Origin of the sequence: Leadbetterella byssophila DSM 17132 (assembly GCF_000166395.1) — a bacterium.
Taxonomy (GTDB): Bacteria; Bacteroidota; Bacteroidia; order Cytophagales; family Spirosomataceae; genus Leadbetterella; species Leadbetterella byssophila.
Window position 1 is genome coordinate 1,583,923 of record NC_014655.1, and the last position, 25,780, is coordinate 1,609,702.

Here is a 25,780-nt window from a genome sequence, read left to right on the forward strand (position 1 = left end):
ACAGTAGCTACATTAGTTTCCTTAATAATTCAAAGTATTCTAATACCTCTTTATCATCATCTACGGGATTTTCCAACAGTCGCACCTTAATGGTTCTTTCCGGAATCTGGACCTTAATCTCTTCCGAAAATAGGCTAGCATATTTATATGTTATACCTATGATTCGTCGGCCCCTCTCCTTCTCTGCTGTTGCGCCGAAAGAGAATAATCTGGATGGGGTATGCTGATCAAAATCAACAAAGACGGTATCAGCATAGGATTCATCTACCTTATTTTTATATACATATGTTTCTCTATGCCTCTTTCCATCTATCTGCGATCTGATTAATTGAACTTCATCCAGGATGAAAGTATCCTGAAACTGAGCAATTCCAATCCCTTGCTCAATTTCTTTGCGCGAAACTCGTTTTGCTTCTGTGGAACTCGCCTCCTTTACCAGTCCTGTGTTCTGTCCCTCTAGATAGAAGTACCACTTCCACTTCCTGTTTTTTGTATCAGGTTGTAAAAAATCAAGAACATTATCTGCTGATAAAAAATAATGCGGAGTCTTACCCAAACGCATTTCATTTTTACCATAGAGATGAAATGTATCCACACTATGCTGAATCATCACTTTACCCTTCTCATCTGCAGTAGGCAAGGGAGAAGTTAATTCCAGATGAACCTCCTCATAGGTTCGATTTTTACAAGAGCAGTACCCAATTAGGACGATGACAAAGATTAGTTTAACCCACATTTAAATTAACATTTGGTGAAAAATCTCTAGAAGTGCTTAAAGGAAAACCTTTACAGACGTATTGTATTGTTAGATTTACATTTAAGGCCATATTTGACCAATACTGCCCTATAGTCGGATTAGAGCTTATGGTATGATAATTTAAAGAATATCCCACCGTTAATCCGGAGTGTGATAGGCCTTGGTGCTGCAAGCTATGCCACTTCCAAGGTTCGGAAGAAGAATTCCGCTTATGTACTCCCACCTCGTACGACCGAATAACATAGAGCAATCCTACTATTGCTTTCCAACTATACGTCCTGGTTCTCTCTAACTGCCCGGTAGTTAAGGGCTGATCATTTTCTAATTCCGAAGTAGCAAAAAAGTTCTCTGTTTCATCTACACATTCAGCTGTAGGGGAACTCTCTCCAGAACCTCCACCCCAGTCCTCAGTGGAAGCTTCTTGGTCATCTTCATCAATACAGAAATAATACAGATGTTCTTCTGAAGTGGTCCCATCCGTGTAATAGGTAATGGAGTAAACCTCCCAGCATTCCCGCTCTAAATTCCTACCCCTTTTGACCTTCCTTTGATTTCCAAAAACCTTACCCACCATCTTACCATCCTGAAAAACAAATCCGCTACTCACCTCAGAGTTAACGTCCCTTTTCAGCACTTTTCCAGTAAACCCCGGCAATGAATACTTGTCGAAATCACTCAACACATCCTTGATGGGTACACCTTTATCATTTTGAACTTGAAGTACAAATTCTTCTTTCCCGGCTTCAGATACAATCAAGTATTCATCTAAGCTTCTTGAAGATTCGACGGTTCTGGAAAATGGTACACCTACCTGAACCTTTCCCCAGCGATTGACAAGGGCTGTAGCCCTGTCCCATTGTAGATTCTGAACATATTTGGAGCTTCTGTGTAAAGAACGAGCCCTAGAAATGGTCTCCGCTCCATCTTCCATCACCTCTACCGAGGTACATGCATGACATCCTATAAATAGGATGATGGTATAAAGGGTGTTTTTCATAATGGTTGAAAGTTGAATGGGGAATTGTAATGCAAACGTAATAAAGGACTTATCTTACATCCAACAAAAATCTGATTGGGTAAATGTTAAAATCTGAAAAAGAAATTTCTTTAGATGAAAAAAATCTTGTCGATATGGTCCTTTGCTACAAGGTTTAGCAATTTCCCCCTTCCCCAAAAAGGCATTTTTTCGTATATTTGCATACTGGAGAAACCATAAAAATGAGCGAAGAAAACTACGACCCTGCGCCACAGAAGGAGTTATTAGACGATATGTTCGAGAAGTATTTTCTCGAATATGCCTCTTATGTAATTCTGGAGAGGGCGGTACCTGCCATAGAAGACGGACTTAAACCCGTGCAAAGAAGGTTCTTGCACGCCTTGAAAGAAATGGATGACGGTCGCTTTAACAAAGTTGCGAACGTCATTGGATCTACCATGCAGTATCACCCTCATGGAGATGCCTCCATTGGTGATGCCATCGTTAATATTGGCCAAAAAGAATTATTATTAGATATACAGGGCAACTGGGGTGATGTAAGAACGGGTGACTCTGCCGCCGCCCCTCGTTACATAGAAGTAAGACTTTCGAAATTCGGGCACGAAGTCCTTTTCAATGAGGATACCACTGAGTGGCAAATGTCCTATGACGGCAGAAAGCGTGAACCGGTAACCCTTCCGGCAAAATTTCCACTGGTATTGGAAATGGGTGCAGAAGGTATTGCCGTAGGTCTCTCCACCAAAATCCTTCCTCATAACTTCATAGAACTTTGCGAAGCTTCTATTAAATACCTCAAGAACGAACCTTTTGTACTATATCCGGACTTCTTGACGGGAGGATTGATTGACGTTAGTAACTATAACGACGGAGCTAGAGGAGGAAAGGTTAAGATGAGAGCAAAGATCTCAGAGGTAGATAAAAAGACCCTGAAGATCACAGAAATACCTTTCTCTACTACCACCGGCTCACTGATTGAATCTATCATTAAAGCCAATGACAGTGGAAAGATCAAGATCAAAAAAGTAGAAGACAACACGGCCAAAAATGTAGAAATCATCATACATCTTGCGCCAAATACTTCTACAGATATCACCATAGATGCACTATATGCATTCACCAACTGTGAAGTGTCTGTTTCTCCCAATGCCGTAGTTATTGTAGATCAGAAACCTCATTTTCTTGGAGTAAGTGATATCCTAAAAAACTCCACAGACCAAACCCTGCATCTCTTACGTAGAGAACTGGAGATCAGGAAGGGAGAATTACTCGAAAAGATCTTATATAGCTCTCTAGAAAAGATCTTCATTGAAAACAGAATCTATAGGGACATTGAAGAATGTGAAACCTTTGAGTCTGTCATTGAAACCATAGATAAAGGCTTAGAACCTTACAAGAAGGACTTCTATAGAGAAATAGGCAGAGAAGACATTATCAGACTTACTGAAATCCGTATCAAGCGTATTTCTAAGTACGATAGCTTTAAAGCGGATGAACTTATGCGTAAGCAACAAGAAGAATTAGTGGAGGTAAATGACCATTTGAACAATATGGTTCGATACACCATCAACTTCTTCAAAGAATTGATCCGCAAATATGGAAAAGGCCGAGAAAGAAGAACGGAAATCGTACAATTTGGTGAAGTTCAAGCTGCCGTTGTAGCCGCTAACAACCAAAAACTTTATGTAGATAAGGAAAATGGTTTTATAGGCTATGGCTTAAAGAAAGACGAGTACGTTATGGATTGTTCAGATATCGATGATATCATTGTCTTCCGTGCCGATGGGAAGTTTTCTGTAGTCAAGATCCAGGACAAGGTATTTGTTGGTAAAAACATCATCTACTGTGCAGTTTTCCGGAAGAATGACGAAAGAAAGATCTATAACGTCATTTATCTGGACGGAAAGAGCGGTAGAACCTTCGCCAAAAGATTTGCCGTCACAGGAGTAACCAGAGATAAAGAATATGATGTAACCAAAGGAAGTCCCCGCTCTAAAGTGCTTTACTTCTCCGCAAATGAAAACGGAGAAGCAGAGGTGGTAACGGTCAATCTCACCGCCTCAAGTAATGCCAAGAAGAAGGTATTCGACTTCAACTTTGCCGATCTTTTGATTAAAAACAGATCAGCATTAGGAAATCTAGTATCGAAATACGCAGTACGAAAAATCAATTTTAAAACTGCAGGAAAGTCCACCTTGGGCGGAGTAGACATTTGGTACACTCCTACACTAGGACGTCTAAACAAAGATGGCCACGGTAATTTCTTAGGTAATTTTGGTCCAAGTGACAAGATCATCGTCCTATATAATACAGGGGAATATGAACTTACCAATTTTGAACTGACAAATCATTATGACCCACGTCAGGTAGTGGCTATCTCCAAATTCTCAGAAAAGCGACCGGTATCTTGTATCTACTTGGACGGAGAAAACAAGAATCATCATATCAAGCGATTCCTCGTGGAAACCTCCACCATGGATAAACGATTCAGTTTTATAACCGAACATCCTAAATCAGAACTGGTATTTGCTTCGTACGATTGGAAACCAAGGGTTGAGATCAAACATCGTAAAGACAGAAAGACGGAAGTCACTACAGATCTATACAAAATAGATGAGATGATTGATATCAAAGGCTGGAAGGCACTTGGCAATAAATTACCGTTTGACAAAGTGGTTGATCTAAAAATACTTCCGCCCGAACCTTTTGAAGAACCTCAGGATATTGAAGAAGATATAGAATTAGAGGAGGAGGAAGAAGATGAGATAGAAGCTCCGGAATTTGATCCTAACAAACCGAGTGGTGAAGGGGAACAATTGCCTTTGTTCTAAAAAAATAGGTCTCCAAAATTTGGAGACCTATTTTTTTAGAGTTGTTTAATTGAGTTAGGACAAGATAGCCCTAAATACTAAGAACAATATAGCTGAGAGCAGAATAGAAACCGGTAGGGTTAATATCCACGCCAAACCTATGTTCTTAATGGTCTTCGATTGAAGGTTTTTGATTCCTTTTGATGCCACCATAGAACCTGCGATACCGGAAGATAAGGTATGAGTAGTACTTACAGGCAATTTAAATCCTGAAGCTAAACCGATGGTGATAGCTGCCACCAACTCTGCAGACGCACCTTGTGCGTAAGTTAAGTGCGACTTACCGATCTTTTCACCTACCGTCACTACAATTCTCTTCCAACCTATCATGGTTCCCATGCCAAGCGACAATGAAATCATTAATATTACCCAGAAAGGTGCAAAATCTATGGCCTTTCTAATTCCTTTTTCTTCTTTGGTTGCTGCCATAGTAAGTGTATCTCTGTCTTTAGCACTCAGTTTTACACTTTCATCGTTCAAAAGCTTCTTAGTATTCGTAGATATCTGCAAAATGGCAGCTCTTAGGTGCAATTTTTCAGTGGTGTCTGCTGACACACCATCAGCAATAGGCATTAATCTATTCAGATTCTCGTGAATTCCTTTGATATGACTCTTCTCATCAACGCCTAGATGAGTAGTATCTATTTTGCTTACTATGGTTTGAATCTGTACCAAATCAGGCTTGATTTCCTTCAAGTCATCAATTTTTGTCAAAGCGAAGTACGAAGGCAAGATCCCGATCAGAATTAGCATCACTAAACCTATACCCTTCTGTCCATCATTTTTTCCATGGAAAAAGCTCACCAAGGTACAAGTTGAGATCAAGGTTCCGCGGATCCAACTTGGAGGCGGCTGGTTCTTTTTTGGCTCAGAAAAAATTTGATTTCTTACGTCTTTACTTACTGATATCCTAAGAATAAACATCAGTATTACAGCAAGGGTAAAACCTATTAAAGGCGCAATGAATAATCCGGTAAAGATCTCCTTCACCTTTTCCCAGTTGATTGCAGCTGCACCGGAAGCATTTTCAGGTAACATAGCATATCCTAAACCTACCCCCATGATAGCACCTATTAAGGTATGTGAACTGGATGAAGGCAATCCAAAGTACCATGTACCAAAGTTCCAGATGATGGCACTACATAACATGGCCAAAACCATGGCTATGGAATGATACACGTTTTGGTCAATCAGCAAGTCTACGGGGAGTAAGTTAACGATAGACATCCCTACACCAATACCTCCTGTGATTACGCCCAAGAAGTTCATCAAACCGGACCAAATCACGGCTTGAGCAGGTTTAAGGGAATTAGTATAGATAACAGTGGCTACCGCATTTGCCGTATCATGAAATCCATTAATAAACTCGAATACACAGGCGCAAAAGATACATGCGGCCAAAAGGAAAAAAATGTCAGTTTCTAGTCCGAACATATTAGAATGGTATTATTCTCCGTGCAAAATTCCCTCTTTATCTACAGAGGGTATGTAAAATGTATATTATGAAATTGTTAATTTTCCTTTATGGCCAATTGCCCACAAGCGGCATCAATATCCTTCCCTCTACTCCTTCTGATATTGACTGTCACACGATTGTCTTCTAAATATTTGGCAAATTTATCTATGGCTTCCGGATCTGCATTTACAAAGTTTGCTTCTGAAATAGGGTTATATTCAATAATATTCACTTTGGAAGGAACGCGCTTCACGAATTCCAACAACTCTTTTGCATCAGCAATTTTATCATTAAATCCATGAAATACAATATATTCCAAAGTTATTTTATTCCCTGTCTTCTTATAAAAGTACTGTAATGCTTCGCTAAGGTTTTTCAAGGAATTAGATTCATTGATGGGCATGATGGTATTCCTCTTTTCATCATTAGCGGCATGTAAAGACAGTGCCAAATTGAACTTCACTCCATCATCACCTAATTTCTTGATCATCTTTGCGATTCCCGCAGTGGAAACGGTAATTCTTTTTGGAGACCAATTCAACCCTTCAGGAGAGGTAATCCTTTCTACAGATTCTAGAACAGCCGCATAATTGAGCAAGGGTTCACCCATACCCATATAAACGATATTGGTCAAAGGCTGACTATATCTTTCCTCTGCCTGATTCTTTATGAGAATCACTTGATCATATATTTCTGCTGCATCTAAGTTTCTTTCTCTGTTCATATAACCGGTAGCACAAAACTTACATGTCAATGAACAACCTACCTGAGAAGAAATACATGCAGTCATTCTAGTATCTGTAGGAATCAATACCCCTTCCACCAAATGGCCATCGTACAGTTTAAATCCTGACTTTATAGTCCCATCAGCAGAATACTGAGCCGTATGTACCGTTACCGGACGAATTTCAAACTCAGCTTCTAACTTTTCTCTTAATGATTTGGACAGGTTAGTCATATCCTGAATGCTCCAAGCACTCTTTTGCCACAACCATTCGCGAATCTGTTTAGCACGGAAAGCGGGTTCTCCCACCTGCTTTAACCAAGCCTGGAGGTCTTCCCATTTTACCTTGCGTAGATCCTTCTTCTTTTGTTCCATACTACAAAATTCTGAATAAATTCCTGCATATCCATCAGATACATAAGAATTAAGTACTAACATATCTGATAATTTGTATTTTTACTATAATTTCTTTTTCCATACCTATATACGTCCCATGAAAGCATTTGGCAAAATTCTGCTTTGCAGCCTTTTCTGCCTCCTCCTCTCAAATGAAAAGGGGATGGCACAAAAGGAAAAACCCCTGGGATTCCACCCTATTAGAAAAAAAGTCACGTATACCACCTGTCCTTTTGAACTAAGAGCAAACTTGATTGTAGTTAAAACTCTGGTTGACCAATCTGATACGCTTAATTTCATCTTAGACTCCGGAGTGCAAAGCATCATTATCCTAGATTCTGCATTAAGAACTAGACTACATACTAAGATAGGCAGAGAAATCATCATCAGCGGAATAGGAGAATCACCTCCCTTCACCGCATTCGTCTCACTAGGGCACACCATTAAGATCAGTGGACTTATAGCTTATAGCCAAAACATCGTACTACTACAGGAAAACTTCCTTAATCTTTCAGAATATTTAGGAATACCCGTTCATGGGATCATTGGATCTGATTTGTTTTCACGCTTCCATGTAGAGATTGACTATTCTACATCTATGCTCACCTTTATTGAACCATCAAAATACAAGTATAAAAAGCACAAAGGTACAGCTATACCCCTACTTTTGGATAGGACAAAACCTTATATCCAGCTCACCAAATTGAAAAACAATGGAAAAGAAATTGAAAATATCAATCTGGTGGTAGACACCGGAGGTGCTCATTCCCTACTTCTTAACGGAGAAGTCATTCCAGAGGATCTGGTGCCGGAAAAACTTACAGATGGACACTTAGGAAGGGGTTTAAACGGCAATATCGAAGGAAAATTAGGAAGAATGGATCTTCTTCAAATAGGGAATTACCATTTTAAAGATGTAATAGCCACTTTCCCGGACAGCGTGGTTTTTGATTCCAAAATCACCCATGCCACAGCCACAAGACATGGAAGTATTGGAGGCGAGATTCTTAAGAGGTTCATAGTGGGACTAAATTACCAGCAAGGTCTGTTGGTATTAAAGCCTATAAAAAAAGAAATCAAAAAGCCCTTTGAGGCAGACATGAGCGGATTAGAACTCAGAGCTACGGGGAAAGATTACAGAACCTTTGAGATCTTTAGTGTGATTCAGAATTCACCGGCAGGAGAAGCGGGCCTACTACCAGGTGATAAAATTATGGTGATCAATAACAAACTAGCTAACCTCATGACCATCAATGAGCTTTATGGACTGTTCTCCAAAAAAGAAGGTAAGAAGATAGAAATAGTAGTTTTGAGAAATCATGCTCTCCTTTCTTTTGAATTTGTCTTAAGAAAGATCATTTAAAATCTATAGGACAGGTTAAATCCTAGGCCTCTAAGTCCCACAAAAGGTACGGAACGTACAGACTTGATTTCTGCTCTATCGTTTTCCATTTCCAAAGAAAAATACTTATCCCTAAGTCCAAATCTCTGCTTGATGGCACCTTTCACATACTCTCTTTCCTCCTCATTCAAACCTACAAGATTAGGGTTATTTCCTTCTGCATAGAACTCCTGTGCTTTCCCGATATGTGGTCCCACAAATACTATATCTAAACCAAATCTGTTCCATTGAAAGCTTCTTCCTATTAAGAGGCCTCCAGAAAGGGTATTAAATGTGAAATCAACCGGCAACTTTACCTCTAAAAATTGGCCGTTTTTTAAGATACGGACCATAGCCGGCACCTTCATGTCAAATTCTTCATAGATCCCAAAAGCCCCCAAGAAGACCTTCTTATTTTTCCCCATGTAATATCTCAATTCAGGTGAATACCCTTTTAAACCCACCTGGGCTTCATTCATAAAGATGTAGTCAAATTTGATCCCCGTAAGACCTACTCCATGTTTCTTTGATATTTCATCAATAAATCCGCCAAAAGGAATATCTGATTTTGGTCTATAAAAAATGGTATTATTAAATCCCCACCTCGGACTTAAAGTTCTTTCATACTGTAGTGAATAGATTTGAATGGCGGCACCCGCTACGTTTGTGCGGATTGAATTTTTATATTGGCCTGCAACTGCCAGGGGTAAAAGCAGAAGTAAAGCAAAGATTTTTTTAGTCATTTTAAAGTAAAATTGCACAAAAGTACACAAACCATAATATCGTAGGGATTTCCGTTCGAAAATAAATTCTAGAATGTGTACCTTTGCAAGTTATGTGGGTATAAGTTTACTTAAAGTAGTATACTCAATAAACAAACGAAATATTTATTTTTGCATTTCATTTAAACTAAAAACAATGTCAAAAGTACTGATTATTGGTGCAGGAGGAGTAGGAACCGTGGTAGCACATAAGTGCGCCATCAATTCCTCAGTTTTTACGGAAATCATGCTGGCCTCCCGTACAAAATCAAAATGTGATAAAATTGCTGCGGATATCGAAGAGATGCATGGTGTAAAAATCGCTACTGCACAAGTCGATGCGGATAATGTTCCGGAATTGGTAAACTTGATCCGTTCCTTTGGACCAAAATTAGTTATAAACGTAGCCCTTCCTTATCAGGATCTAACCATTATGGATGCTTGTCTTGAAACCGGTGTTCATTATCTTGATACTGCGAACTACGAGCCAAAAGATGTAGCAAAATTCGAATACAGTTGGCAATGGGCCTATCAAGACCGTTTCAAAGAAGCCGGTTTGATGGCACTTCTAGGATGTGGTTTCGATCCGGGTGTTACACAAGTGTACACCGCTTATGCAGCTAAACATCATTTTGATGAAATGCATTATCTGGATATCGTGGACTGTAATGCTGGAGATCACGGTAAAGCATTTGCCACTAATTTTAACCCGGAGATCAATATTCGTGAGATTACTCAGCCGGGTAGATATTGGGAAAATGGAGAATGGGTTGAAATCCCACCTATGTCTATTCACAAACCCATAGAATATCCAAATATAGGACCAAGGGAATCTTACGTTCTTTACCATGAAGAGTTAGAATCCTTAGTTAAGAACTTCCCTACATTGAAGAGAGCCAGATTCTGGATGACTTTCGGTCAACAATACATCACTCACCTTCAAGTGCTTCAAAATGTAGGAATGACTTCTATAGTTCCTATCCAGTTCCAAGGACAAGATATCGTTCCATTAGAATTCTTAAAGGCAGTTCTACCTGCTCCGGATTCATTGGGTGAAAATTATACCGGAGAAACCTCCATTGGTTGCCAAATCAAAGGTATCAAAGACGGAAAAGAAAAAACTTACTATGTATGGAACAACTGCTCTCATGCAGAAGCCTATAAAGAAGTAAAATCTCAAGCCGTTTCCTATACTACAGGGGTACCTGCAATGATCGGAGCCATGTTAATGTTAACTAACGAAGAATGGTTAAAACCGGGCGTATTTAACGTAGAAGAGTTAAATCCGGATCCATTTATGGACCTTTTAAACAAGCATGGTTTACCATGGAATGAAAAGGTCAATGTGGAACTCCCGCATGAATATTAAAATTTTATAGCCGCCTAGTGCGGCTTTTTTTATACCTTTGTCCTCAGCTTTAGGGTGCCGCGCAATAATCCAGAATTGCCGGATAATAGGGAATCGTGTGAAATCCACGGGCTGTCCCCGCAACTGTAAGCTCCTTTACGTTCTTCCTCCTACAGTACCACTGTTCCTTAGGAATGGGAAGGTTTGAAGAATTTGGGAGCAAGCCAGGAAACCTGCCTTAATGCACAAATGCCGAGGTCTACGGCGGATAGACCTACCATAAGTATACATTTTCATGTCAAAAACACATTGGCTCGGACTATTAATGATCCTATCTGGGACTATTTTTGCCCAGGAAAAAACACTAGAACCCGTTTCCATTCAGGGAATTCGGCCGGAAAGATTCATGTCTGGGCAAAAGAATCATTACATAGATTCTGTAACCTTCCACCAGAACTCTCATCAAAATTTAGGCGAGTTCCTACTTTCTCAAACGCCTATAATCGTTAAGAATTATGGTGCTGGCCAACTGGCCTCGGTATCCTTCAGGGGTACTTCCGCATCACACACGGCCGTGCTTTGGAATGGAATAAATATCAATTATCCCTCCTTAGGACAAGCTGACTTTTCTACTATTCCCATGGTAGGGTTTGATGATCTAAGTGTGCAGTTCGGTTCCGGCTCCAGTACGGTAGGCACAGATGCCGTAGGTGGCAGTATTATGTTGAGATCTTTGCCGGATTTTCAAGGTTCGGGCACCCGAGTAAAATTAGGTTTAAGAGGAGAATCAACCAATAACCTACAAGCCCATCTCACCCTAAAACATCATCTCCACACTAAGAAGGGTTTGCAATTTTATTCAAAAACTACTCCCTACTGGAACAAATGGAATCATGACCTTGGTGAAGGTCCTATAGTGAGGGAAAATCAAAGTCTGAACGTGGAGCCCATAAGAACATTGCAGGGAGGGGTGATTCAGGATCTATTCCTGCTGATGCCTAATAAAGACTCCTGGAGCCTTAACTTTTGGTACAATGATCATGATCTTACTATCCAGCCCCAAGTGGCCCAATTGCGCGAAACTACAGCAGCTAAGGCTTTGAGAACGGTATTATCCTATCATAGAAAACAAACGCTGGCCAGAATGGCTTACATATCAGATCGCACTCAATACGGAAAAGGCCCAAGTCCTATCCCCAGTGAATCTAAAGTTAAACGACTCATCACTAGACTGGAGCAAGATCTGAATTTTAACAAGACCAGCCTTAAAATTGGAGCGGAAGCTACGTATATCGATGCCGTTCTAGACGGAAGTATACATAAAAATGAATGGAGATCTGATTTCTATGCTCTATTCCGACAGGATTGGACCACCTTTTGGAACTCCACAGTGAATTTCAGACAAGCTTTGGTCAGCGGATACAACCCTCCCTTTACTCCTTCGATAGGGAATGAACTGTATATCTTTAAAACTAAAGATCATAGTCTATTATGGAATACCTCAATAGCCAGATCCTATAGAGTTCCTACCTTGAATGAAAGATATTGGGACGTACTGGGAAATCCCGACATCAAACCTGAGAATGGTTGGAATAAAGAAACCGGTCTTAAGTGGAAAACTCCTTTTAGTATAGAAGTAGGAGCAACGTACTTCCATAATAGGATCAAGGACTGGACCTATTGGAACCCTACCAAAAATTATAGAGTAGAAAATCTGCAGGAAGTCCTTGCCAAGGGCTGGGAAATAGAAATGGCCTATATATATAATAACAAGGAATTTCAATCCAAAGTTCGTATGCACTACTCTTGGCTCCATACTTCTCAGCAAAAAGAATATGGCCCATATACAAAGGATTTGATAGGCAAACAATTGGTTTACATCCCCAGACATTCCCTAGGAGGAAACTTCTGGGCAAAGTATAAATCCTGGAGTCTGGATGTCCAACCGCAGTATCAATCGAGAAGGTATATCACGTTTGATCATTCAGGAAAATTCTTTGATCCATACTTTTTACTCAATGCCAGGCTTGGCTATTCTGGTCAAATTCGTAAATGTTATTATCAAATGGCCCTGCAATCGAATAACCTTACGGATACGCTTTACCCCAATGTAAAACAAAATGCAATGCCTTTAAGGACTTGGGCTTTGCAACTTACCATAGGAAATATTTAAAAAAACGAATTACAATGAAGAAAACCTGGATTTGGGCACTATTTTGCCTCACAGCTTGTGAATCAAAAGATTCACCTGACAACAGCCACCTACCTTATGAAAATGGGTTCATTGTTTTAAATGAAGGAAACTTCATGGACAATAACGGGACCATTACCTTCATCAGCGGAAACGATGCTAAATATGACATCTTCCAGAAAGAAAACCAAAGATCTCTGAACGGGTCCGTGACGGGATACACAGAAGCCGGTAATAAGGGAATAATTTTGGTAGATAATTCAACCGGCGGACAAGACCTTATCGAATTTGTAGACGCAAAAACCTTCAAATCAACTGGCACCATAGCTGCAGGTCAGATTGAAAATCCACGAAAGGCACTGAAAATTACTGAAGACAAAGTGTATATCAGTGCTTGGGATGCTACAGGTTCCTGGCCTAATACCTACATTAATCCGGGATATGTGGCAGTCGTAGATGTAAATTCAGGAAGAATCACAAAGAAAATTCCTGTTCAAAAAGGAGCTGAAAGCATGGTGAAGATAGGCAATGAAGTATTTGTAGGCAATGTCTATTCTGATGATTCCCAAATCACTATCATCAATGCGGTTACAGATGAGGTTATCAGTACCCTAAAGACTGCACCAAATCCTGAGCTTATAGGGGTGGATGCAAATGGGAAACTTTGGTACTTCGATGGAGATTTAAGAAGACTAAACCCAACTTCCAAAGAGATAGAAAGCACCATTCAAGTGGAAACGGGAGCTGCTACCCCAAGCAAATTCAATTTATCATCTGACAAGACCACTTTGATTTATAGCTTATCTTATTATGATGAGCAATATATAGAAAGAGGAAACGTGTATCAAATGAGTATCCAAGATACAAAATTCAACCAAGAACGAGCTTTGATCTCTAGAGTTTTCTATGGTTTAGATGTCAATGAAGGCACCATCTTCGGTACTATAGTCCCTTCTTTTAAGCAGGCAGGCTATGTATTAAGATATAAAGAGAACGGTACCCTAATAGATTCTATCAAAGTAGAAGTAGGGCCATCCAAGTTCTACTTTAAATAGTAAGAGCCCCTTGCGGGGCTCTTCTTTTATGCTTTGAATTCAGCGTGAATCATACCTATTTCTTTAGCTTCGAGTAAGGTTTGTCCACTCAAGTAAAGATCTATGGCTCTTGCCGCTTCTCTCCCTTCATGTATAGCCCACACTACGAGAGATTGTCCACGTTTACAGTCTCCTGCCGCAAATACTCCTTTTTGGGATGTTTTGTACTCCTCAGTTATGATATTGCCCCTAGGATCTAATTTAAGATTAAGATCATCTACCAGTCCCTCAGCCTGCGGTTGAGAAAATCCTATGGCTAATAAAGCTAATTCTGCCTCCACTATCCTTTCTGTTTCGGGATGTTCAATCAAGGTTCTCTTACCCTTTTCAAACTTCCAGGAAACATTTACAAGCTGAATTGCTTTGAGTTTCCCTTCTTCATCTCCAATAAAAGCTTTGGTATTTACACCCCACAAACGCTCACATCCTTCTTCGTGAGAAGTGGAGGTCCTCAATTTATGCTCATAAAGCGGCCAGGGGGTACTGGCGTCTCTATCTAATGGAGGTTGAACACCGTATGCTATTTGGGTAACATGAACCGCTCCTTGTCGGTTTGCAGTGCCCACACAGTCAGAACCTGTATCTCCACCACCTATTACTACCACTCTCTTTCCTGTAGCCCGAATATCATCTTTCATGTATTTTTCTCCTGCGTGATTCTTACCTAAATCCAAACCCTCATAACCTTCCTCTAAAGCCACTCTTTTATTCTGCTGTGTAAGATAATCCATAGCAAAATGAACCCCGTCCAAATCTTTTCCTTTCACATCAAGAGTCCTAGGAATAGTAGACCCTATAGTTAGGAGTACGGCATCAAAGTCTTCCTGTAATTTACGTGTGGAAATATCTTGCCCTACATTCACTCCTGTTCGAAAGATTACGCCTTCCTTTTCCAAAAGAGTTACTCTACGGTCAATCACATATTTTTCTAATTTGAAATCAGGAATACCGTAACGCAGCAATCCTCCGATTTGATCAGCCCTCTCAAAGACGGTTACTTGATAACCGGCTTTGTTCAGTTGGGCAGCAGCTGCAAGCCCCGCGGGGCCTGATCCTACTACGGCCACTTTTTGCTCTTTTCTCTTCTTCGGAGTTTTGGTATTTACCCAACCTTCTTCAAAGGCCTTTTCAGCAATGGACTTTTCTATATACTCTATAGCTACCGGATCCTTATTAATGCCTAATACACAGGCTGACTCACAGGGTGCTGGACAAATCCTGCCTGTAAACTCCGGAAAATTGTTCGTGGAATCCAGTATTTCAAAGGCGAGCTTCCAGTTCTTTTCGTATACGGCATCATTAAATTCAGGAATGTTATTTCCTAAAGGACAACCATTATGGCAAAAAGGCACCCCGCAGTCCATACACCTTGTTGCTTGCTCCTGTGTTTGGACCGGATTATAAGGTTCTTCTACCTCTTTGTAATCATTTTTTCTAGCAGCCACACTCCTCTTTGCAGCTGCTTTTCTTTCTATTTCTAAAAATCCACTAGCCTTTCCCATCATGCTGCTAAGGTTTTACTTAAAATCTTCTTGTAATCTCTTGGAAACACTTTCACAAAATTCCCCAGAGCTTCTGACCAATTCTCCAGAATCTCTTTCGCAAGTTCACTTTGCGTCTTCTCAAAGTGCTTAGTGATCATCTCTTTTAAAGTAGCAATATCCTCAGATGTCAATTCATCCAGATCTACCATCTCCTTATTGCATTTCCCATTGAAATTAGAATGGGGATCATATACAAAGGCCAAACCTCCACTCATCCCTGCAGCGAAATTCCTTCCCGTTTCTCCAAGGATGACTACAGTTCCACCTGTCATATATTCGCAACCGTGGTCTCCAATTCCTTCTACCACTACACGGGCACCGGAATTTCTTACGCAGAATCTCTCTCCGGCCATACCTCTGATATATGCCTCTCCCGAAGTAGCACCATAGAAGGAAACATTTCCTACGGCCATGTTTTCATGAGCCTTGAAAGTAGCCTTAGGTGAAGGATAAACAATAAGTTCTGCTCCACATAAGCCCTTGCCAAAGTAATCGTTCGCATCTCCTTCTAACTCAAACCTTAATCCTTTTGTAGAGAAGGCTCCGAAGGACTGCCCTGCCGTGCCTTTGAATTTATAATGAACAGTACCCTCAGGCAAACCTGCCCCTTTGTACTTCTTCGAAATTTCATTTGAAATCATGGCTCCTATGGATCGATTCAAGTTGTTGATCACATATTCACCATATACAGGTTTCCCTTCCGTCAAAGCAACCTTTGCGTCAGCTATCAACTGTTTATCTAAAACATTTTCTATGCCATGATCCTGCTCCTCCTGTTTGTAGAGTGCTACATCAGCCTCTTCTTTGTAGAGGATCTTAGATAGATCTATCTGTTTCAATTTCCAATGATCAATCTTCGTCCTAGGTACCAAATATTGACTTTGACCTACCATTTCATTCAGTGTCCTGAAGCCTAGTTCTGCCATGATTTCTCTCACTTCCATAGCCATATAAGTGAACATGTTCACTACATGCTCCGGTTGACCTGAAAACAGAGCTCTCAATTCCTTGTTTTGAGTGGCTATTCCCACCGGACAAGTATTAAGGTGGCATTTTCTCATCATGATACAGCCTACGGATACCAGGGCCGCGGTAGCTACTCCAAATTCCTCTGCTCCAAGAAGTGCTGCTATGACGATATCTCTTCCGGTTCTCAATTGCCCGTCCACTTGGATGGCTATCCTACCTCTTAATTTATTCCTGACCAACGTTTGATGCGTCTCAGCCAAACCTAGTTCCCAAGGTAAACCCGCATGTCTGATAGAAGACAGCGGACTGGCTCCCGTACCTCCATCATAACCGGAGATCAGAACAGCGTCTGCGTGGGCCTTCGCCACACCGGATGCTACGGTTCCAACTCCCGTTTCCGAAACCAACTTTACTGATATCCGGGCCTTAGAGTTAGCGTTCTTCAAATCAAAGATCAACTGAGCCAAGTCCTCTATAGAATAAATATCATGGTGAGGAGGAGGAGAGATTAAACCTACTCCCGGTGTACTATGACGTACCCTACCTATCCATTCATCTACTTTGTGCCCAGGCAACTGACCACCTTCTCCCGGTTTTGCACCTTGAGCAAGTTTGATTTGTAACTCATCTGCATTACTCAGGTAATAGGAAGTAACCCCAAATCTACCGGAAGCCACCTGCTTTACCTTAGAATTCATGCTGTCACCGTTAGGCAACAGTTCATATCTCACTTCATCTTCTCCGCCTTCTCCTGAATTACTCATGCCACCTATTCTATTCATGGCTATAGCCAAAGTGGTATGAGCTTCCCAAGATATGGAGCCAAAAGACATAGCACCTGTAGCAAATCTCTTCAAAATATTCTCCACAGGCTCAACTTCATCTATGGAAATCGGTGTGCTTTTAGTGAACTTTAACAAGCTTCTAAGACTCATGGTCTTGTCCGCCTGCTCGTTCATGATCTTGCTGTATTTCTTGAAGATCTCATAACCCCTTTGCGGGTCAGTGGCTCTAGCCGACTGCTGTAACAAGTGAATGGTATCCGGATTAAACAAATGCTTTTCTCCTCTGTGCTTCCATTGATACACCCCTCCTACCTCTAGCTTTTTCACGCTATCAATAGGGATTTTCGGGAAGGCAACGCTATGCCTAATCAAGATCTCTTTGGCTATTTCATCAATCCCTAATCCTCCGATCCTGGATACCGTACCGGTAAAGAACTTATCTACCAAGTCTTTCTTCAGTCCTATACATTCAAAGATCTGAGCTCCTCTGTAAGAAGCCAAAGTAGAAATTCCCATTTTGGAGAAGATCTTCAGAAGTTCTTTATTAACAGCTTTGATATAGTTCTTGTACAAATCTTCATCTGTGTGTTCCCCTGGAATCATACCTTTGGCATTCATGCTGGCAATGGTCTCAAAGGCGATATATGGACAAATTCCGGATGCACCATAACCTATCAAAGTAGCAAAATGGTGCGTTTCCCATATATCTGAAGACTCTACCAAAAGGCCAATCTTCCCTCTTAATCCTTTCCTAATTAAATGATGGTGTACTGCTGATACGGCCAGCAAGGAAGGAATGGGGGCATGGTCTGAATCTATGGCTCTATCAGATAGTATAATGATTTCGAAACCATCATAGATGGCATCAACGGCATATCTACAAATCCTTTCCAGTGCAAACTCTAAGGCTTGTGCCGGGTTAGGAGCATCTGCATTAAAATAGGAATTAATGGTCTTTGCCTGGAAACCTTCATAATCCACAAAACGCAGTTTATCAAATTCCTTAATGGTTAATACGGGCTGATTCAACTGTACCTGCCTGCAATGCCTTGGAGATTCAGAGAGAATGTTTTCCGAGGCACCCACGAAGGAAATCAAAGACATAATAGACCGCTCACGAATGGAATCAATAGGCGGGTTAGTCACCTGAGCAAACAGTTGCTTGAAATAAGAACTGATATGCTGACTTTGTTGAGATAGTACAGCTAGAGGAATGTCTATACCCATAGATCCCATGGCTTCAGCACCAGTGGTAGACATGGGGGTTAAGATCATTCTCAGATCTTCTGAAGTCATACCTGCGGAAATTTGACGCTTAAGCAGCCCCTCGTCGCTGTACTTGGTATAAGGTCGAATAGACTCAGGTAGATCCTGAATCATGATCTTGTTTTCATCCAGCCATTTCTGGTAAGGCTGTCTGCTACAGATCTCTGCTTTTAGTTCCTCATCCGGTATGATTCTGCCTTTCTCCATGTCCACTACAAACATTTTACCAGGCTGAAGTCTACCCTTATAGGCTACTTGTTCCGGATCTATATCCAGAACTCCTGCTTCTGAGGCCATCACCACGGTATCATCTTTTAGTACCCAGTACCGAGATGGTCTTAGACCGTTGCGGTCTAAAGTGGCCCCTACGATGTTCCCATCTGTAAAGGAGATGGAAGCAGGTCCATCCCACGGTTCTATAATAGAAGAATGAAATTCATAGAAAGCCCTACGAGTAGGATCCATATCCGGATTCTCTTCCCATGCCTCAGGAATCAACATCATCATTACATGAGGTAATGACCTACCTGATAAATGAAGCAGTTCTATCGCATTATCTAAGTGAGCGGAGTCTGAATTTCCTCTATGGCAAATGGGTAGGATCATTTGCATCTCTTTCTCGGTAAAAAACTCGGAATAAAAAGATGCTTCTCCCGCCTTAATCCAGTTCACATTACCTTTAACTGTATTGATCTCCCCGTTATGCGCTATGTAACGGAAAGGTTGAGCCAGTTTCCATGAAGGAAAAGTATTAGTAGAAAATCTGGAATGGACTATGGCAAAAGCAGAAATGACGTCCGGACGAGTGATATCCGGGAAATAATATTTCAATTGGTCAGTAGTCAGCTGACCTTTATAAGATATAGTACGAGTAGAAAGAGAACTGTAGTAAAAAAGGTCTTCTCCACTAGCTACAGATTCCCGGATTAGTTTTGTGGTTATTTGACGAAAAACATACAGTTTCCTTTCAAAGGTCAAATGGTCCGCACCGTCTAACTTTAAGAACAACTGCTCTACCCAGGGTTCCACAGAAAGAGACCCCTCACCCAAGGTTTCATTCCGGGTTGGTACCTTTCTATAGCCTAAAAGCTCAAAACCTAACTTGTTAGCCTTCCTTTCTATAATTTCTTTGCATTCTCTCCTCTTCTTTTCATCTTGAGGGAAAAAGATCATCCCTACGGCGTATTCACCATAGCGAGGCAGTCGGAAACCTAACTCCAGACATTCATCATATAAAAACTCATGAGGAATTTGCAAAAGAATCCCTGCCCCATCGCCCGTATTGGGATCACAGCCACAGGCACCTCTATGATCCATGCGTTCTAACATGGTGATGGCGTCTGCAACGATTTGGTGAGACTTGCTCCCTTTCAAATGAGCCCTAAACCCGATACCACAAGCATCATGCTCAAAATCAGGCAGATACATTCCATAATTTGTGTCCTTTTTCATCTGAAACTGCCGCTAAAATCTAACAATAGTACTTTATACTAAAAAAATAGGATTCTTAGATACAAAATACACCAACAGTGCAATTTATCGGACTTTTATTCTGAATGTATTTAATAGAACAATATTTTATACTGAAAATCAATAATTTATTTTTTTAATTATAATTTCTATTAAAATTATACAAAAAGGGATAAAGACTCTGAAGAAAATTCACCATAAAACCAAATATTTATACTCCCAAAAAGGTTTTTTCTGAATTTTTCTTTCAATATTTTAACTTTTACTAAATATTATTTAGCGCGATTTTTCTCTGAAATGCCTTGATTAAAGAAGCTCTTAGATTCAAGGCATTCCTTTTGTATCTTTGCAGCAAATTTTATTGGGTACAGAATGAAGAAGGTAAATATAGGTTTAGTGCAAATGAGCTGCTCTGCAGATGTTGAAGCCAACAAGCAAAAAGCCATTGCAGGTATTAAGGAAGCAGCTGCTAAAGGGGCGCAGATCATCTGCCTTCAAGAGTTGTTTACCTCACTGTATTTTTGTGATGTTGAGGACCATTCAAATTTTAACCTGGGTGAGAGTATTCCTGGTCCTACAACAGATCTACTTCAGCCATTGGCTAAAGAGTTAGGAGTAGTGATCATAGCCTCACTGTTTGAGAAAAGAGCTCAAGGATTATACCATAATACTACTGCAGTACTTGATGCTGATGGTACATACTTAGGCAAATACCGTAAGATGCACATTCCGGATGATCCCGGATACTATGAAAAGTTCTATTTCACTCCGGGTGATTTGGGATACAAGATCTTTGAGACAAAATTTGCCAGGATTGGTGTGTTAATCTGCTGGGATCAATGGTACCCTGAAGCAGCCAGAATCACATCCCTGATGGGAGCTGAAATCCTCTTCTACCCTACAGCCATAGGTTGGGACATGGAAGAACCGGATCCTGTAATTAATCAGGAACAACACGATGCCTGGGAAACCATTCAGCGCTCTCATGCCGTAGCTAATGGCCTTTATGTAGTTTCTGTAAACCGTGTTGGTATAGAAGCGAAGCAGAAATTCTGGGGAGGTTCATTTATCGCGAATCCTCATGGCCGACTGCTCTTCAAGGCATCTCACGATAAAGAAGAGGTACACGTACAGGAAATAGACCTGGATAAAACGGAATATTATCGTACCACCTGGCCCTACCTGCGTGACCGGCGGATTGATTCCTACGGGCCGATTACGAAGCGCTTTATTGACAGCGATTAGAAGCTTTTTGCATTTTTTAAGGGATTATAGCTACCTAAAAAGCTGGTTGTTGTGGTTCCATCTATTGCCAGTCGTGAAGGTGTTTTGAAAACCCTGCAAATCACGCACGACCACTTTCAATCCTTTTATGATAAAACCTCAATTAGTTTTAGCGTTTATGACAGTAAAAAAGTGTCGTATCTGCGAGGCAGGTACCGTTAAATAAAAATGCGATGAAATAAATCACTCAAGACTTGCATTTCTCCGGTTTTCTTTTGAATTTTAATCTACATGCATGTAGTGGGAGTTGTTCACACAGCCACTTAAAAAATTCTGTAGTGATATTTATCAGAATTAAACTTTTGTTAAAATGAAGAAACTTATTCTAACACTTTTAGTTCTGCCATTTGGAGTATTTGCAAATGAATGAGATGATTCGTTAACTTCGCAAGCACCATTTAATAAAACATGTTATTCCGCTTCAGGAGTAATAAACTGTGGAAACGGAACGGGGTCTTACTACAGCACAGGATGTTTCGACACCGCCCAAGAACTTTCCGACTACATAGCTGCACTAACATTACTAATATGTCCGCCGCCGCCTTCAGAACCCTGAATTAGTAAACAGGAGGTGCATAAGTCAGGCGCGCCTCTTTTATAACCCATTCAAAATGTTGCCATTATGAATAAATTCATAAACACCTTACTCTTTCTGATTTTATTTTCTCCGCTTACATTCAGCCAAAGTTTTAACTATGAATTTGTATATAAGTATGAAACACAAACCCATATAGATAAAAAAAACACCAAGACTGGATGGGCCGTTTTAAGAGCAAATGACAGCCTGACTTATTTTGCAGATCAATGGTTAATCAAAAGGAATGAAATTACAGGAAATAAACAATTCAGTTCCCAGGAAAAAATCAAAGAAATATCCGTTTTGCCGATGCCTGTTTTCAATTATGAAATTCTTAAAAATGACAGCGTCCTCACATTCACTCATAAATTAGATAATACATATGTCGGATTTGAAGAACAGGTACTGGGCGCTTCGCAGTGGATTATTCTGCCCCAAAAAGAAAAATTCCTGAATCTTTCCATTCAAAAAGCGGAAATAGCCTTTGGAGGCAGACAATGGGAAGCCTGGTTTACCCAGGACATTCCCCTGAACGCGGGCCCTTATAAATTTAATGGTTTACCCGGGTTAATTGTAAAAATTAAATCATTGGATAACGAGCATATATTTGAGTTGAGTGAAATAAAAAAAACGGATAAGCTCATTCCCGAAATCACCTTTACCAAAGTTTCTAAAAATAAATACCAGTCGCTTAGAGATTTAGCGCCCGTAAGAAATATGGAAAGGCTGAACCAGATGGGCGCTTTATCCGGACTTTCAGTAGACGGCAGGCCAATTAGCGCGTCAGATTTTATAAGTCAACTTAAATTAGAATTAGCCAATGCAAATCATATTGAAAAAGAATAATACTTCAGGACAACGTTAAAAACGGGTGTAAACTATGCGTTTTAGTAGCAGATACGCTATCTTCTTACTTGTTCTTGCATCATTTAATTCCCTGGCTCAGGTAAAAATAACAGGTAAAATTTCAGAGCAAAATACTTTAATTCCACTAAAAGCGAACGTAAGTATAGTAAGCAAAAAAACAGAACTCGTCTTAAAGTTTACTACTTCTGATATTTCCGGAAATTACATCATAGAGCTGCCCGTCTCAAGAGACACCTTAATTTTGAAGGTAAGCAAAATGGGGTTTGAATCTGAAGAAAAAATTCTTAAAAACACATCACAAACTATTGATTTCTTACTATTTCCCAAAAATGTGGAGTTACAGGAAGTAACCGTTAAGCCCCCACCCGTAAGAAAATACGGCGACACGCTGTCTTTTCAGGTTTCAGAGTTTAGCTCCTTGTCTGACAGAAGTATCGGAGATGTAATCAGCAAGCTGCCCGGTATGGAAACAGATGCCTCCGGAAAAATCTTATATCAGGGCAAAGCTATTAACCGGTATTATATCAATAATCTGAATATGCTTGACGGAAAATATGGGGTAGTAAATAACAATCTGTCCTATAAGGATGTTCTAAGCGTAGAAGTGTTTGAAAATCATCAACCCATAAGAATTTTAGACAGCCTCCGGCTTTCTGAAACGGCAGCCATAAATATTAAGCTTAAAAAAAAGGTTACACAAAGTACAGCAATGCACCTGGGAATAGGCGCTAAGCCTTTTTTAAGAGATATTAACATCACCCCGATGCTGTTCACTCCTAATCTGCAATTTTTAGGCAGCTTACAATCTAACAATATCGGCAAAGAAATAACCCAGCAGGTAAAGAGTCATTTTCAAAGATTTGATAAACCGGAATTAAGAAACTGGATAGGTATACCCGCCTTACTTACACCACCTCTAAGTTTACAGCGGTGGCTTGATAATGACTCCCATGTGGGTACTTTAAATATGCTGAAGAAATCTAAGAATGACTTAGAACTTAAGCTGAATACCCATCTTGCTCTTGACAAGGTAAATCAGGAGGGTTCTTCGCTCATAAATTATACTTTAACAAACGAAGAAATAAACTACTCTGAAAAAATAAGCAACAGGTACACCAACAACCAGTTTTTAGCAAATCTTGAAATACTGAAAAACACTTCCAGGAGATATTTCAGTAATATCATTAATATAGAAAGGAATTGGACAAATGATTTTGGCGCCAACCTCAGACCTTTGAGTGAATACCATCACCATAGTAATTCTCAAAATCTGGCCCTCTCTAATAGTCTTCATCAGATCATAAAAAAACAAAGAAATACGTACAATTTCTATTCATTAACCAATTACCAGGAATCCCGGCAAAAATTATCTGTTGACTATACAGGAATAGACAGTAGCAAGGCCCCCTTGCAAAACCTTGCAATACATACTTTTTATACCAATAATTATGTAGAGTTTATAAAAAAAATATCATCACGACTGAATTTAAACATTAAACCAAGCCTGTTTTTCAACTACAATCGTGCTGAATCTGAATTAAGTAATCACTTTCTTAAAGCAGACACTTTAAGTCAAACAGATTGGTTACATTTTAAAGCAAGTACCGTATTCAGCTTAAATTTTTCACCTAAAAAATGGCTCATATCTATCAGTTCACCGGTATCCTATAACTATATAAACTACAAAGAAAAAGGAAGGTTCAGTCGTTGGAACCTGGAACCTTCTGTGTATGTACGACTGAAAAGGAGCGATAAACTTACCTGGTATGCCAGCGCCGGTTACACGAATACCCTGAGTAAGTTTGGAGACATGTACACTGGATTTATGATGACAAATTACTTAACGGTGATAAAGAAAGACGGGGGTTTCAGAAACAATGACTTATACATGACAAGGGTAGGCTTAGACTACGCAGATATGATCTCCGGAATTAATATACACACCAGCTATACCTATAGCCGGGATATTCAAAACCTGATTTCACAAAATCTGATCAGTCCTGACGGATACCAGTTAATTACATACTTGGAAAAAGAAAACAGAAGAAATAACCACAGTATTGACAGCCGGTTCACCAAATATTTCTTCCCCATTAAAACAAAGCTCACACTGGGTGCTACGCTTTTTAAAGGTAACGCGGATCAGTATTTAAATGGCACCTTTCTGAACTATACGCAACAAGCCTTTGCGCCTAATCTTTCTGTCAACAATAACACCTTTAAGTATTTAGATATTTCTTATAAAGGTACTCTGACTATTTCAAAAAACCGGAATTCAACTATTAACATCATCTCTCAAAAACTTTCTATGGGGATCTCACCCTACCCCAGAAGCTTGATACGCCTGTCAGCCGAGCATTATAACATACAAAATACAGACCCGAAATATCTCCTTGCAGATGTTTCCCTCAGGTACACTTTACCCAGATTAAAACAAGATGTAGAACTAACTTTGAGCAACCTTACTAATCAAAGTACATTCAGGAACATCAACCTTCTTTATTTCCAAAGAGAGGAAACCACCTTTCAACTTCGTCCGCGCCAAATTATACTCAGAAGTAGTATAAACTTTTAAGATAAAAATTCTTTCAGATTCTAATTTGATTCAATGGCAGTTATTCAATAGCTCCCTTCGCCCTGAGAAGTGTAAAAGTCATCGGAGAAATCACTGTACATGGTGATAATATAGTTGTACTTCCTGGCCCCGGTTTTAGTTAAGGTTCCTGACAAAGAATAATAATTTTTTGCACCGTGCTTTATACCAATTTTAAGAGCACAGGTGCCATCTGACCTGGAACCCACCCGGAATGATCCTGACGCAGCCTCCGGCATGTTGAAAACAAAAAGATAAATGTCTTTCTCTTCCAGCGCCACGCTGACAATATTCCCCGCAGCGCAATCTTCGTTTTCTATCTTTACACCCGGCCCGCTATACTCCCAGCCTGCAACATAGAACTTTCCTGTACCCAAACCTATTTCTTCTTCTTCACAGGAAGAAAACAGGAAACCAACCAATAGCAATGATATCATTTTTTTCATACCCTTT

Annotated in this window: 16 protein-coding genes and 1 riboswitch; of the genes, 8 read left to right on the forward strand and 8 right to left on the reverse strand. The window is 40.1% G+C overall.

Annotated features, from left to right (window positions below; translation table 11 throughout):
* Positions 1-7: 7 nt before the first annotated feature.
* On the reverse strand, positions 8-736 hold the full coding sequence (locus LBYS_RS07630; protein WP_013408292.1) for a hypothetical protein: 729 nt from the start codon (positions 734-736) through the stop codon (positions 8-10).
* Positions 726-1,754 (reverse strand): hypothetical protein, encoded by a 1,029-nt coding sequence (locus LBYS_RS07635; RefSeq protein WP_013408293.1) that lies wholly within the window; start codon positions 1,752-1,754, stop codon positions 726-728. Before LBYS_RS07635 ends, LBYS_RS07630 begins: the two co-directional genes overlap by 11 nt.
* A 221-nt stretch (positions 1,755-1,975) precedes the next feature.
* On the opposite strand from LBYS_RS07635, the gene LBYS_RS07640 reads away from it, so the two are divergent.
* Positions 1,976-4,582 (forward strand): DNA gyrase/topoisomerase IV subunit A, encoded by a 2,607-nt coding sequence (locus LBYS_RS07640; protein WP_013408294.1) that lies wholly within the window; start codon positions 1,976-1,978, stop codon positions 4,580-4,582.
* A gap of 54 nt (positions 4,583-4,636) precedes the next feature.
* On the opposite strand, the gene LBYS_RS07645 is transcribed toward LBYS_RS07640, so the two are convergent.
* Together LBYS_RS07645 and rlmN are read right to left on the reverse strand one after the other, a co-directional pair.
* Positions 4,637-6,055: an inorganic phosphate transporter gene (locus LBYS_RS07645; protein ID WP_013408295.1), complete on the reverse strand. Its 1,419-nt coding sequence runs from the start codon at positions 6,053-6,055 to the stop codon at positions 4,637-4,639.
* A gap of 77 nt (positions 6,056-6,132) precedes the next feature.
* Positions 6,133-7,176: a dual-specificity RNA methyltransferase RlmN gene (rlmN, locus tag LBYS_RS07650; protein ID WP_041824391.1), complete on the reverse strand. Its 1,044-nt coding sequence runs from the start codon at positions 7,174-7,176 to the stop codon at positions 6,133-6,135.
* A 184-nt stretch (positions 7,177-7,360) separates the two neighbouring features.
* On the opposite strand from rlmN, the gene LBYS_RS07655 reads away from it, so the two are divergent.
* Positions 7,361-8,560 (forward strand): PDZ domain-containing protein, encoded by a 1,200-nt coding sequence (locus LBYS_RS07655; RefSeq protein WP_013408297.1) that lies wholly within the window; start codon positions 7,361-7,363, stop codon positions 8,558-8,560.
* Here the strand turns inward: LBYS_RS07655 and LBYS_RS07660 are convergent.
* Positions 8,557-9,321: a hypothetical protein gene (locus LBYS_RS07660; protein ID WP_013408298.1), complete on the reverse strand. Its 765-nt coding sequence runs from the start codon at positions 9,319-9,321 to the stop codon at positions 8,557-8,559. The genes LBYS_RS07655 and LBYS_RS07660 overlap by 4 nt on opposite strands.
* Before the next feature lie 175 nt (positions 9,322-9,496).
* Here LBYS_RS07660 and LBYS_RS07665 point away from each other — a divergent pair, with 175 nt between their 5' ends.
* The 3 genes from LBYS_RS07665 (at position 9,497) to LBYS_RS07675 (ending at position 13,933) form a co-directional block, all read left to right on the forward strand.
* Positions 9,497-10,708, forward strand: coding sequence for a saccharopine dehydrogenase family protein (locus LBYS_RS07665; RefSeq protein ID WP_013408299.1), 1,212 nt, complete (start codon positions 9,497-9,499; stop codon positions 10,706-10,708).
* A 35-nt stretch (positions 10,709-10,743) separates the two neighbouring features.
* Positions 10,744-10,942, forward strand: a riboswitch (cobalamin riboswitch).
* A 40-nt stretch (positions 10,943-10,982) separates the two neighbouring features.
* Positions 10,983-12,860 (forward strand): TonB-dependent receptor plug domain-containing protein, encoded by a 1,878-nt coding sequence (locus LBYS_RS07670; RefSeq protein ID WP_013408300.1) that lies wholly within the window; start codon positions 10,983-10,985, stop codon positions 12,858-12,860.
* Between the two features lie 14 nt (positions 12,861-12,874).
* Positions 12,875-13,933 carry a YncE family protein gene (locus LBYS_RS07675; RefSeq protein ID WP_013408301.1) on the forward strand — a complete coding sequence of 353 codons (1,059 nt, stop codon included), beginning with the start codon at positions 12,875-12,877 and terminating at the stop codon, positions 13,931-13,933.
* Between the two features lie 26 nt (positions 13,934-13,959).
* Here the strand turns inward: LBYS_RS07675 and LBYS_RS07680 are convergent, their stop codons facing one another.
* Together LBYS_RS07680 and gltB are read right to left on the reverse strand one after the other, a co-directional pair.
* Positions 13,960-15,474, reverse strand: coding sequence for a glutamate synthase subunit beta (locus LBYS_RS07680; RefSeq protein ID WP_041823504.1), 1,515 nt, complete (start codon positions 15,472-15,474; stop codon positions 13,960-13,962).
* Entirely contained in the window at positions 15,474-19,988 is a 4,515-nt protein-coding gene (gene gltB, locus LBYS_RS07685; protein ID WP_013408303.1) for a glutamate synthase large subunit, read from the reverse strand. Before gltB ends, LBYS_RS07680 begins: the two co-directional genes overlap by 1 nt.
* Positions 19,989-20,378: 390 nt before the next feature.
* Between gltB and LBYS_RS07690 the strand changes: the two genes are divergently transcribed.
* From LBYS_RS07690 to LBYS_RS07700, 3 genes are all read left to right on the forward strand, one after another.
* On the forward strand, positions 20,379-21,251 hold the full coding sequence (locus LBYS_RS07690) for a carbon-nitrogen hydrolase (protein WP_013408304.1): 873 nt from the start codon (positions 20,379-20,381) through the stop codon (positions 21,249-21,251).
* Between the two features lie 661 nt (positions 21,252-21,912).
* Positions 21,913-22,713 carry a GLPGLI family protein gene (locus LBYS_RS07695; protein WP_013408305.1) on the forward strand — a complete coding sequence of 267 codons (801 nt, stop codon included), beginning with the start codon at positions 21,913-21,915 and terminating at the stop codon, positions 22,711-22,713.
* A gap of 34 nt (positions 22,714-22,747) precedes the next feature.
* Positions 22,748-25,309, forward strand: coding sequence for a peptidase associated/transthyretin-like domain-containing protein (locus tag LBYS_RS07700; RefSeq protein ID WP_013408306.1), 2,562 nt, complete (start codon positions 22,748-22,750; stop codon positions 25,307-25,309).
* Positions 25,310-25,353: 44 nt separating this feature from the next.
* Here LBYS_RS07700 and LBYS_RS07705 read toward each other — a convergent pair whose 3' ends face one another.
* Positions 25,354-25,773, reverse strand: coding sequence for a hypothetical protein (locus LBYS_RS07705; RefSeq protein WP_013408307.1), 420 nt, complete (start codon positions 25,771-25,773; stop codon positions 25,354-25,356).
* Positions 25,774-25,780: the final 7 nt, after the last annotated feature.